Source organism: Actinosynnema sp. NPDC023658, assembly GCF_040639995.1.
GTDB lineage: Bacteria > Actinomycetota > Actinomycetes > Mycobacteriales > Pseudonocardiaceae > Actinosynnema.
In genome coordinates, this window is sequence record NZ_JBFAAX010000071.1 from 1 (window position 1) to 11,687 (window position 11,687).

Sequence of the window (11,687 nt, forward strand, 5' to 3'; positions counted from 1 at the left end):
CCGCCGCCGCCCGCGCCGACGAACAACCCGCCCGCGCCACAACCGGTGCAGCCCGCGCCGCAGCCCGAGGCACCCGCCGCCTACTACGCGAACTGCGACGCCGTCCGCGCCGCGGGCAAGGCACCCCTGTACGCCGGCCAGCCCGGCTACCGCGCCGCCCTGGACCGCGACAAGGACGGGGTGGCCTGCGAGTAGGTTCCACCGCCATGAAGGTGGACCGGCTGGAGGTCGAGTACGACCCGCGCACCGTCCTCGACGCGGCACGCGCCGCCGAGGCCGAGGGCTGTGACGGCTTCTGGCTCGCGGAGACCCGGCACGACCCGTTCCTGGCGCTGGGCCGCGTGGCCGGGCAGGTGGAACGGGTCGAGCTGGGCACGGCCATCGCGGTCGCGTTCGCCCGCAACCCGATGAGCACCGCCGTGCAGGCCAACGACCTCCAGCTGCTCTCCGGCGGCCGGTTCCACCTGGGCCTCGGCTCGCAGGTGCAGCCGCACGTCACCAAGCGGTTCGGCATGCCGTGGTCACGTCCCGCCGCGCGGATGCGCGAGTTCGTGCTGGCGCTGCGGGCCATCTGGCACAGCTGGGCCACGGGCGAGCGCCTGCGGTTCCGCGGCGAGTTCTACACGCACACGCTGATGACCCCGTTCTTCGATCCCGGGCCCAACCCCCACGGTCCGCCCGAGGTGTGGCTGGCGGGCGTCGGTGAGCTGATGACCGAGGCCGCGGGCGAGGTGGCGGACGGGTTCCTGTGCCACAGCTTCACCACCGAGCGCTACCTGCGCGAGGTCACGCTGCCCGCGCTGGCCAGGGGCCGGGCCAAGGCGGGCAGGCCGCTGGAGGGGCTGGGGATCAGCGGACCGTCGATGGTGGCGTGCGACGAGGCGGCCGTGGCCGAGGTCAGGCGGCAGATCGCGTTCTACGGCTCCACGCCCGCCTACCGGGCGGTGCTGGACCTGCACGGCTGGGGCGACCTGCACGAGGAGCTGCACCGGCTGTCCCGGCGGCAGCGGTGGGACGACATGGCCGCCGCCGTCACCGACGAGGTCCTGCACGCCTTCGCCGTCGTGGGCACGCCGGCAGCGGCGAAGGCGGAGCTGACCCGCCGCTACGGCGACGTGATCACCAGGATCGCGGCGCCGGTCGTCAGGACCGGATGAGGTGACGCCCGCTCGGTTCCTCGCGGACCCAGTGCCGGAACAACTCGGCCCGGACCCGCGCCACGGTCCGCCTGCGCACCCAGTGCCGACGCCCCACCCGCGCCGCGAGCACGGCCAGCGGCAGGGCCAGCACCGTCAGCACGACCATCGAAACCATCGCCATCACCTCCACGGTGGCAACGACACCGTGGCCCACGCCTGACGCCGATGGTGGAAACGTCACTCCGATGGAGCAGTGGCGACGACCTACGCTGGAACCGGCACGGAGGCCGAAGAAAAAAGGGGACCAAGCCGAGTGCACCGACTTGGTCCCCATCTCGCGAGCCGCCTATCGGAATCGAACCGATGACCTGCTCATTACGAGTGAGCCGCTCTGGCCGACTGAGCTAAGGCGGCGAGACGCGACAACTATAGCCCACGCCCCGGCGTCACCCGACCAGGGGTTGGGTCGTTAGAGCAGAAGTGACGCTGCTCACGCACGCGTCGCGGATCGACGCCGCTGTCCTGGAGGTTCGACCACATGCGCCTGATGGCCCTGCCCGCCGCCGCCGTGCTGGTCGCGCTCTGCGCCGCGCCCGCGCTCGCCCAGCCGTCGACGACGCCGGTGCCGGGGCCGCGCGACCCGAACCAGCCGCCGGTGTCCGCCGGACCGACGCTCCAGGCGCACGCGGTCGGTGACGCGGGCACGGGCCTGGCCGTGGTCCGGCTCGCGCCGGGCGCCACGCCGACCGACACGATCCTGCCCGGCTTCGGCGAGCAGCTGCCGGAGCAGTCGGCGGCCGAGATCGGGGTCGGGCTCGCGTCCGCGCAGGCCAACACCGAGGCGTACCTGGCCTACGAGCGGTCGGTGGCGCAGGCGTCGCCGCTGGGCTTCGCGGTGGCCGGCCGTGCGCCCCAGACGCCCGGCACGCTGGTGCAGACGGCCTCGCCGGACAACGCCGCGCCCCTCACCGGTGGCCTCACGCCACCCGCCACGCCGCTGGACGCCCTGCTCAAGGTCGGCCTGCTCGACGGCAGCGTGCACGCCCGCTGGAACGACGAGCTGGGCCCGTGCGTGCAGCCGCTCGCCGACGCCCGGACCTCCGTCGCCTCGCTCAGCGTCCTCAACGCCATCCCGACCCTGCCCGGCACGCCCGACCTGACCGGCCTGCTCACCGCGGACGCGCCGAAGCTGGACGCGGCGGCCAAGCAGTCGCTGATCGACAGCGTCAAGCAGCTCACCGCGCCGCTGAGCCAACTCGGCGGCCTGCTGTCCGGCACGCCCGACTCCGGCGCGAACGGCTCGCTGCTCAGCCTCCCGGAGACGCTCAGCGCCCACTCCACCGTCGAGCTGGTCGACGTGCCCGGCAGCGCGAACAAGGCCGTGCGGTCCACGTCCACCCTCCAGGCCGCGAGCGTCCGGCTCCTGGCCGGCACCGCGGCCGAGATCCGGGTCGACGTGGTCGGCCAGCCGACGCTCGTCGCGCTGTCCACCGGCGACCAGGCCACGTCGAAGATCACCTACACCGCGCCCGTGCTGCGGGTCAGCCAGGGCGGCAAGGAGCTGGGCACGATCGACGCGGCCAACCCGCGGCTGGACGTCCCGATCGGCGTCGCGCCGGGCCAGAAGCTGCCGCTGGTCGGCGCCCTGGCCGACGGCCTGCCCCGGTTGGACATCGGTGTGCTGCGGTTGCAGGTCGCGCAGCTCAACCAGAAGGACATGGTGATCGACGGCCCGCTGCAGCAGGGTGGACCGACCATCAAGGGGTTCATGCTCGGTGCCACCGCGCGCCTGCTGGACCTCCAGCTGCTGCCGACCGACGCGCTCGGCCTGCCGAACCTGCCGTCGGCGCTCGCGCAGGTGTCCCTGGGCGAGCAGGTCGTGCGCGCGGCGGCCCCGAACGGCGGCGTGGTGTGCGCCCCGGCGCAGATCCCACCGGGTGGCGGCGGTCAGGCCGCCCCGCCGAAGCAGGGCGAACCGCTGGCCTACACGAACGCGGCGTACAAGACGGTGCCGATCTTCTGGACGGGCACCGCGCTGCTGCTCGTCGGCGTGGTCGTGGTCGCCGCCCTGCCGAACCGCCGCCGACCGGCGGCACGTCCGACCGGGGCCTGAACGACCCCGGCCGGAAACGGCGTGCTCAGCCCCGCTGGAGGGTGGTGAGCATGGCTTCGATGGCGATGCGCGGCTTCACGTTGAGCTCCAGCGCGGTCCGGCAGCCCAGCACCGCCTCCAGCCGCCGCAGCGTCGACTCCGGCGACCACGACGTCGCCGCCGCGCGGGCGTCCTCGGCCCGGTCCGGGTGGTTGAGCACGGCCCGCGCGCCGGTCGCGGTCACCAGCACGTCCCGGTAGAACGCGGCCAGGTCGACCAGCGCCTGGTCCAGGGAGTCGCGCTGGGTCCGGGTGGCCCGCGACTTCTGCCGCTTCTCCAGGTCCTTCAACGCGCCCTTGGCGCCGCGTGACGCGGCGGCGGTGCCCTTGCCGGTGCCGCCACCGCCCATGGCGGTCTCCAGCGCCTCCCGCTCGGCCTGGTCACGGCCCTCGTTGGCGGTCAGCGCGTCACCCTCGGCGGCCGACACGAGCTGGTCGGCGCAGGTGAAGATGTCCGCCGGTCGCTTCAGCGCCAGCGGGATCCGCAGCACCGCCTCGCGCCGGGACCGCGACTCCTCGTCGGTGGCCAACCGCCGCGCCCGACCGACGTGCCCGCCGCACACCGAGGCCGCCCACGACGCCACCTCCGGCGCCAGGCCCTCGTCCTCCAGCGCGGACGCGATCGCCGCCGCGCGGGGCGTCGCCAGCGACACGATCCGGCAGCGCGACCGGATGGTCACCGACACGTCCTCGGGGTGGTCCGACGGCGCGCACAGCAGGAACACGGTCCGCGCGGGAGGCTCCTCCACCGCTTTGAGCAGCGCGTTCGCCGCGCCCTCGGTGAGCCGGTCGGCGTCAGCGATGATCACCACCTGCCACCGCCCGGACGTGGGCCGCCGCGCCGAGACCTGCACCAGCGACCGCATCTCGGCCACCGAGATCGACAACCCCTCGGGCGCGACCACCCGCACGTCGGCGTGCGTGCCCGCCAGCGCGGTGTGGCACCCGGCGCACGAGCCGCAGCCCGGCCGGTCGTCCGCGGCGGTGCACTGCAGAGCGGCGGCGAACGCCCGTGCCGCCCCCGAGCGCCCCGAACCGGGCGGCCCGGTGAACAGCCACGCGTGGGTCATCGCACCCGGCGCGGGCGACCCGCCCGCCACGATCGACGCGGCCGCCTCGGCCGCCGCCGACAGCACCGCGACCGCCTCGGGCTGACCTACGACATCACCCCACACACCACGGTTCACCAGGCGACCGTACCGATCCGTCAGGGCGTCTCCGCGACCGGCTTGACCGGCATCCTGGTCCTGCGCGCGAGCAGCGGCAGCACAGCGGTCCGCACCCGTTCGGCCACCTCGTCCTCGGTGCCGTCCGCGTCGACCACGACGTACCGCTCCGGGTCGGCGGAGGCCATGTCGGTCAGCAGCTTCTGCACCCGCCAGTGGTGCTCGACGGTGTCCAGCGTGCCGCCGGAGGCCCGAACCTGCGACGGCGTGCGGTCCAGTAGCACCGTCATGTCCGGCCGCAGCCGCCCGGTGGCCCAGTCGACCAGGCCCTCCACCTCGCGCGGCTCCACGCTGCCCGCGGCGCTGAAGTGCGCCAACGGGCTGTCGACGTACCGCTCCATGACGACCAGCGCGCCGTTGTCCAGCGCCGGCCGCACCTCGCGCTCCACCACGTCGGCCCGCACGGCCGCGGCCACCAGCGCGTGCGCCCGCACCCCGGCCAGGTCGGCGGTGGTCAGCAGGTTGCGCAGCCGCTGCTCGTCCAGGTCCGGGTCGGAGGCCAGCACCACCTCGCGGCCGGTCTCGCGCAACGCCTCGGACAGCCTGCGGGCCTGCACCGAGGTGTCCTGGCGCGTGTCGCCCTCGACGGCGATCAGCAGGCCGCCGGTCCGCGCCCGACCGCGCAGCACGGCGAGCAGGTCGGACAGGATCGGCTCGGACCGCCGGTTGTCCATCTGCCGGTAGGCGATGAGCCCGAGCAGCGCGGCGATCACGCCCGCGCCGAACAGCACCGGGCGCGTGCCGTCCACCTGCATCGGGTGGTCGAAGATCGTGACCGTGCGCTTCTGCACCACCGTGACCAGCAGCGGGGCGGCGGCCGACGAGGCGAACAGCACCACCTTGAGCAGCGACTGGAGCAGCGCCACGGTCCGGCCGCGCATCGCGTCCTCGACCTGCGAGCCGACGATGGTCAGGCCGGTGAGGAACGCCATGCCCGCCGACGCGCCGACGAACGCCACCGCGACCAGCGCCACCCACAGGTGCGGCGCGAACGACACCACCAGCAGGCTCAGGCCGGCGACCAGGATCGTCAGGCCGAACAGCCGGTCGTAGGGCAGCCGCCGGGCCATCCGCGGCGCGGTCGCCATGCCCAGCGCCAGACCCGCGAACACGGCCACGAACAGCAGGCCGAACGTGGAGTCGCCGCCCAGCAGCGACTGCGAGTAGGGGGTGGCCGTGCCGATCACCGCGCCGGCCGCGGCGAACGCGCCGATCATGCCGATGACCAGGCCGCGGACCAGCGGCGTGCGGGCCGCGTACCTCATGCCGTCGCGCAGCATGGCGAAGAAGCCGGGCGCCTCGCCGTTCTCGCGGGTGCGCTTGACCGCGGCGATCCGGCCGGACAGCTCCGGGATGCGGGTGGCCACGATGATGGCCGACGTCACGTACAGCGCGCCGTTGACCATGACCGCGATGGTGGCGATGCGGAACTCGAGGTTGCTGTTCTGCAGGCCCAGGTAGCCGGGGATGCCGGAGATGATCGAGTACAGGCCCGCGCCGGAGATGACCGAGATGCCGTAGGTCATCACCAGGCCGAGCTGGTTGGCCGTCTCCACCTGGTCCGGTCGGCGCAGCAGGTTCGGCACCGCGGAGTCCTTGGCCGGGATCCACAGCATCGCGCAGCAGCCGACCAGGAAGTTCGCGATGAACAACCACCACGCGGTGCCCACCAGCGCGATGGAGATGAACAGGCCGCCGCGCAGCAGGTCGCAGACGACCATGATCTTGCGGCGGTCGAACCGGTCGGCCAGCACGCCGCCGAGCGGCGCGAACAGGATGCCGGGCAGGAGCTGGGTCAGCACGACCAGGCTGAGCGAGAAGCTCTGCCACTGGTAGCTGTCCATGAGCTTGGTGACCAGGCCCGTCAGGGCCAGCAACGACAACCAGTCACCAACGCTGCACAGATAGGTGACACCCCAGAGCCTGCGGAAGGGCCGGATCGCCAACACGCTGCGAATCCGGTGGCTGGTCGACGCCGCTGTGCCGCCGTCTTGGATGGTGCTCACCCCCGCCGATGGTGCTGGCCGTAAGGGTAGCCGGACCGATTCACCCACTTGGCCACATCCACCATTCGGGTGACTGACGTGGCGTTCAGCGCAGGAGGTCGACCACGGCCTCGACGATCTCCCGCACCACGGTGAACAGCAGTCCGCCGAGCGCGACCAGCGCCACGAGGCACCCGATCAGCGCGCCCCGGCCCTTCCTGGGCTCCACCTGACCGCCCACCGGCTCGGGTTGGCGACGGGCGAGCTCGGCGTAGGGCGTGGAAGCCGCCGGCTGACCCGACACGTGCTGCGCCGGGGCCTGCGCGGGCGGCCGGGACGCCTGCGCCGACCGTCGCGCCGGGGCACGGCGGGTGGGCGGGACCTGCGCCGGCACGGGCCGCGGCACGGCCGGCGCGGTCGGGATCGCGGTCGCGGGCGGCCGGTACTGCCGCTCGCCCGTCACCAGGCCCGCGAGCGGGTCCGGGAACAGCGGAGGGGGCGGGGGCGGCTGCGTCCCGTCCGGGGCGAACCGGTCGCCACCGAACCGGTCGCCACCGGGCCGGCCGGCGCGCGAGCCGTCCACCGCCCCACCTCCCCTAGCTCTTCGCCTTGGCCGGTGCCTTCTTGCGCGCGGGCGCCTTCTTGGCCGCCGGGGCCTTCTTCTTCGTCGTCGGCCCCTTGGCCCGCTTCTCGGCCAGCAGCTCGGCCGCCCGCTCGTCGGACAGGCCTTCGACGCTGTCGGACTTGCGCAGCGAGGCGTTGGTCTCCCCGTCGGTGACGTACGGGCCGAACCGGCCCTCCTTGACCACCATGGGCTTGCCCGACACCGGGTCCGCGCCCAGCTCCTTCAACGGCGGCGCGGCAGCCGCCCGACCCCGCTTCTTCGGCTCGGCGTAGATCTTGAGCGCCTCGTCGAGGGTGACCGAGAACAGCTGGTCCTCGCTGGTCAGCGACCGCGAGTCGGTGCCCTTCTTCAGGTAGGGCCCGTACCGGCCGTTCTGCGCGGTGATCTCCGCGCCGGTCTCCGGGTCCTTGCCGACCACGCGCGGCAGCGACAGCAGCTTCAGCGCGTCGTCCAGCGTCACCGAGTCCAGCGACATCGACTTGAACAGCGAGCCGGTGCGCGGCTTCGGCGCCTTCTTCGTGCCCTCGGGCGCCTCGGGCAGCACCTCGGTGACGTACGGCCCGAACCGGCCCTCCTTGGCCACGATCTCGTGCCCGGTGACCGGGTCGCTGCCCAGCGAGCGGCCCTCCTGCGGCGTCGCGAACAGCTTCTCCGCGATCTCCCGGTTCAGCTCGTCGGGCGGCAGGTCGTCGGGCAGGTTGGCCCGCTGCGCCGCGGCCCCGCCGTCCGGCCCCTCGACCTCGCGCTCCAGGTACGGCCCGTAGCGGCCGACCCGGACGTAGACCGTGCGGCCCTCGTCGTCGGAGAACAGCGGGATCGAGTTGACCTCGCGGGCGTCGATCTCCTCCACGCTGGAGCCGACCAGCTTCTTCAGCCCGCCGGAACGGCCGACCGACGACTCCGGGCCGACGTTGCCGCCGAAGTAGAACCCGGACAGCCACGTGGTGCGCTCCTGGCGACCGGCCGCGATGCCGTCCAGCTCGTCCTCCAGCGCCGCGGTGAAGTCGTAGTCCACCAAGCGGCCGAAGTGCTGCTCCAGCAGCCCGACCACGGCGAACGCCACCCACGACGGGACCAGGGCGGAGCCCTTCTTCCACACGTAGCCGCGGTCCTGGACGGTGCTGATGATCGAGGCGTAGGTGGAGGGCCGGCCGATGCCCAGCTCCTCCATCGTCTTGATCAGGCTCGCCTCGGTGAAGCGGGGCGGCGGCGAGGTCGAGTGGCCGTCCGCGGACAGCTCGGCGGCCAGCAGCGACTGGTCCTTGACCAGCTGCGGGAGGCGCGACTCGGCGTCGTCGGACTCGCCGCCCGCCTCCGAGTCGACCGTCTCCACGTAGGCCTTGAGGAAGCCCGCGAAGGTGATCGTGCGGCCCGAGGAGGCGAACGTGACGGCCTCGCCGCCGGTCGTCGTGCCGGAGATGCGGACGCTGGTCGTGTTGCCCCGCGCGTCGGCCATCTGGGAGGCGATCGTGCGCTGCCAGATCAGCTCGTACAGCTTGAACTCGTCGGACTCCAGCTCGCGGGCCACCTGGCCGGGCGTGCGGAACACCTCGCCGGCCGGGCGGATGGCCTCGTGCGCCTCCTGCGCGTTCTTGACCTTGCGCGTGTACTGGCGGGGCTGGCTCGCCACGAACTGCGAGCCGTACAGCTCGGTGGCCTGTGCCCGCGCCGCCACGATCGCGGTCTCCGACAGCGTGGTGCTGTCGGTGCGCATGTAGGTGATGTAGCCGTTCTCGTACAGCTTCTGCGCGGTGCGCATGGTGCGGTCCGCGGAGAAGCGCAGCTTGCGGCCCGCCTCCTGCTGCAACGTGGAGGTCATGAACGGCGCGTACGGCTTGCGCGTGTACGGCTTCTCCTCCACCGAGGAGACCGTCATGGTGGCGTTGACCAGGCCGTCCGCGATGGCCCGGGCGTGCGCCTCGTCCAGCACGCGGACGTCGGAGGGCGCTCCCTTGGGCCCGGCCTTGAGCCTGCCGTCGGAGCCGAAGTCGCGACCGGCCGCCAGGCGGGTGCCGTCGACCGCGATCAGCCGGGCGCCGAACGTGCGGGGCGAGGCTTCCGCGCCCGCGTCCATCGTCGCGGAGACGTCCCAGTACGACGCGGTGACGAACTTCATCCGCTCGCGCTCGCGCTCGACCACGATCCGGGTCGCCACGGACTGCACGCGGCCCGCCGAGAGCTTCGGCATGACCTTCTTCCAGAGCACCGGGCTGACCTCGTAGCCGTAGAGGCGGTCGAGGATGCGGCGGGTCTCCTGGGCGTCGACCAGGTCCTGGTCCAGGTCGCGCGGGTTCGCGGCGGCGGCGAGGATCGCGGGTTCGGTGATCTCGTGGAACACCATCCGCCGGACGGGGACCTTCGGCTTCAGCGTGTCCAGCAGGTGCCAGGCGATGGCCTCGCCCTCGCGGTCGCCGTCTGTCGCGAGGTAGAGCTCGTCGACGTCCTTGAGCAGCTCTTTCAGCTCGGCGACGGTCGCCTTCTTGTCCGGCGTGACGACGTAGAGCGGCTCGAAGCCGTGGTCCACGTCCACCCCGAGCCTGGCCCACGGCATGCCCTTGTACTTCGCGGGCACGTCGGCCGCGCCGCGGGGCAGGTCGCGGATGTGCCCCTTGGATGACTCCACGACGAAGTCGTTGCCGAGGTACGACGCGATCTTCCGCGCCTTCGCGGGCGACTCGACGATCACCAACCGCCGGTTGCCGCTCGCTGATCCCCCGTTTGTCTTCCTCGCCCGTGTCGATCCAGCCACGCCGTCCCGCTCTCTTCGAACACTGTGTCCCGACCCGCCAGTGTGCACTGTCCTTTGTCGCCGCTGGGCAGCCCTGGTCGGGACAGGGTGACACAACTGTGCCGGATCCTCCGCCAACCCGACGCGCTACGCAGCCGGCCAGGTGCGCTCGGCAACGCCCCGCGGCGCGCGTCCGACCAGCTCCGCGAGCCGTTCGAGCCGCCGTCTGCCGACCACCCGGAGGGCCGGTCCCCCGGCCCCGTCCGCCAAGAGTGTCGCCGGGAGGCCCGACGTGGCCAATGCTTTTCGGAGGGTTTCGTGCGTGTCGGGCGCGGCCGGATCGAGGCCGAGCAGGTACCCGGAGCCGGACTCCACCCAGCGGCCGGACGCGAGCGCCCACAGCCGCAGCGCGCCGCCGTCGAGCGTGAAGTCGGGGGGCACGACCTTGCGCCGGCCGTCGAACCACTGCGCGGTCAACCCGGCCAGGTCGGCCCGGAAGGGTGTCGTGACCTGCCACGACTCGGTGATCTCCGGCTCGGGGTCGACCGCGTCCGGTGCGGGTCCGTCGGCTCCCGGTCCCCCGGCCCCGGCTTCGGGCTCCTCCGCCACGGATTCGGGTTCGGGCTCCTCGGCGGCGGGTTCGGGCTCCGGGGCGCGGCGGCCCGACCCGATCACCACCGGCTGGAAGCCGTCCGGCTCGTCGTCGACCAGCTCGTCCACGGGCTCGTCCAGCTCGTCGACCACCTCGTCGACCAGGTCGTCCAGGTCGTCCACGGGGTCGTCCGGGTCCGCCGGGGGCTCCGGCCGTTCCGCGGCGGGTTCGGGCTCGGGTTCGGCGGCACCCACCGGGGCCGGCTCGGGCTCCACCGGCTCGGACCGGGGCCCGGCCTGCGCCGACGCGGTCCTGACCAGCTCGACCCGCGCCTGCACCCCGCGCTCGGCCAGCGCGGCGGCCACGGCGGCGGCACGGGCCCGGGTGTCGACTCCCACCGACACCCGGGCCGCGCGTCCACGGGCGAAGCCCAGCGCCTGACCGGGCCCGCACAGCAGGCCCGCCAGGTCACCGACGCAAGGCTGCCTCGCCTCCGCCGAGAAGAAGGACAGTTGCCCCACGGTCAGGCAGCGTAGAACACACGTTCGACCACGGCCAGTCTCCGAAGGGCTGAACCACCTACCCCAACGGTCCCACTCGTCCCAGCGGTGTCACCGCCGGTGTCAGCCGCCGAGGCTCTTGAGCGTCTCCGACATCTTCACGCACTCCGGAGCCTGCTTGAACGCCTCACCGAGCTTCGGGTCCGCCTGGAGCTTCTTGACCTGCTCCTGGAGCTTGGACGGGTCGGCCTGGTCGCCGCCCAGCCGCTCCAGCTTGGCGGCGAACTCCGGGTCGGCCGGGTCGAGCTTGGCCAGCTCGGTGTTGACCTCGGTCAGCGTCTTGCCCGAGTCGGTGAAGAACTTGACCAGCTCGTCGTGCAGCTGCTGCGCGTCGGCCGACGGCGCTCCGAGGTCGTCCAGCTTCTGGCCCGCCTCGGACAGCGCCTTGCCGGCCTTGTCGCTGTAGTCGAGCAGGGCGGCCTTCTGCACGGCCGGGTCCTCCGCACCGCCCTCGAACATGGTCTTCAGCAGGGACATGACGCCCTCGACCGTCGGCCCGATGCCCTGGCAGAACGTGCCGGTCCACTTGACCGGGTCGGCGTCCGCCGCGGTCGTCGTGGTGGTGGTCGCGGACGACCCCTGGGTCGGGGGGGGGGGGGGGCCCCCCCCCCCCCCCCCCCCCGGGGGGAGCCCCCCGGCGGCCACCCCCCCCCCGGGGGCGGGCGTGTATGAATAAAAAAC

The 11,687-nt window shown here is 73.2% G+C and carries 10 protein-coding genes and 1 tRNA gene; 3 read left to right on the forward strand and 8 right to left on the reverse strand.

The window, feature by feature from the left end; genetic code table 11:
• Together AB0G02_RS11685 and AB0G02_RS11690 are read left to right on the forward strand one after the other, a co-directional pair.
• A partial coding sequence (locus AB0G02_RS11685; RefSeq protein WP_360792728.1) for an excalibur calcium-binding domain-containing protein occupies positions 1-195 on the forward strand: 195 nt, incomplete at its 5' end.
• An 11-nt stretch (positions 196-206) separates the two neighbouring features.
• Positions 207-1,157, forward strand: a complete 951-nt coding sequence (locus tag AB0G02_RS11690; RefSeq protein ID WP_360792730.1) for a TIGR03617 family F420-dependent LLM class oxidoreductase — start codon at positions 207-209, stop codon at positions 1,155-1,157.
• Here the strand turns inward: AB0G02_RS11690 and AB0G02_RS11695 are convergent.
• Both AB0G02_RS11695 and AB0G02_RS11700 read right to left on the reverse strand, forming a co-directional pair.
• On the reverse strand, positions 1,144-1,320 hold the full coding sequence (locus AB0G02_RS11695) for a hypothetical protein (protein ID WP_360792732.1): 177 nt from the start codon (positions 1,318-1,320) through the stop codon (positions 1,144-1,146). The two genes, AB0G02_RS11690 and AB0G02_RS11695, sit on opposite strands and share 14 nt — an antisense overlap.
• A 159-nt stretch (positions 1,321-1,479) precedes the next feature.
• Positions 1,480-1,553 (reverse strand) — tRNA-Thr (locus tag AB0G02_RS11700).
• Between the two features lie 124 nt (positions 1,554-1,677).
• Here AB0G02_RS11700 and AB0G02_RS11705 point away from each other — a divergent pair.
• Complete coding sequence (locus AB0G02_RS11705; RefSeq protein ID WP_360792734.1) at positions 1,678-3,252, forward strand: hypothetical protein; 1,575 nt, start codon at positions 1,678-1,680, stop codon at positions 3,250-3,252.
• A 25-nt stretch (positions 3,253-3,277) separates the two neighbouring features.
• Here AB0G02_RS11705 and AB0G02_RS11710 read toward each other — a convergent pair whose 3' ends face one another.
• The 6 genes from AB0G02_RS11710 to AB0G02_RS11735 form a co-directional block, all read right to left on the reverse strand.
• Positions 3,278-4,477 carry a DNA polymerase III subunit delta' gene (locus tag AB0G02_RS11710; protein ID WP_360792736.1) on the reverse strand — a complete coding sequence of 400 codons (1,200 nt, stop codon included), beginning with the start codon at positions 4,475-4,477 and terminating at the stop codon, positions 3,278-3,280.
• A gap of 20 nt (positions 4,478-4,497) precedes the next feature.
• A complete protein-coding gene (locus tag AB0G02_RS11715) occupies positions 4,498-6,522 on the reverse strand; it encodes a dTMP kinase (RefSeq protein ID WP_360792738.1) in 2,025 nt (674 codons plus the stop codon).
• 85 nt (positions 6,523-6,607) lie between these two features.
• On the reverse strand, positions 6,608-7,084 hold the full coding sequence (locus tag AB0G02_RS11720; protein ID WP_360792740.1) for a hypothetical protein: 477 nt from the start codon (positions 7,082-7,084) through the stop codon (positions 6,608-6,610).
• A 13-nt stretch (positions 7,085-7,097) separates the two neighbouring features.
• Positions 7,098-9,875 (reverse strand): type I DNA topoisomerase, encoded by a 2,778-nt coding sequence (topA, locus tag AB0G02_RS11725; protein WP_360792741.1) that lies wholly within the window; start codon positions 9,873-9,875, stop codon positions 7,098-7,100.
• A gap of 126 nt (positions 9,876-10,001) precedes the next feature.
• Positions 10,002-10,967, reverse strand: coding sequence for a hypothetical protein (locus tag AB0G02_RS11730; RefSeq protein ID WP_360792759.1), 966 nt, complete (start codon positions 10,965-10,967; stop codon positions 10,002-10,004).
• 102 nt (positions 10,968-11,069) lie between these two features.
• Positions 11,070-11,483, reverse strand: coding sequence for a hypothetical protein (locus tag AB0G02_RS11735; RefSeq protein ID WP_360792743.1), 414 nt, complete (start codon positions 11,481-11,483; stop codon positions 11,070-11,072).
• Positions 11,484-11,687: the final 204 nt, after the last annotated feature.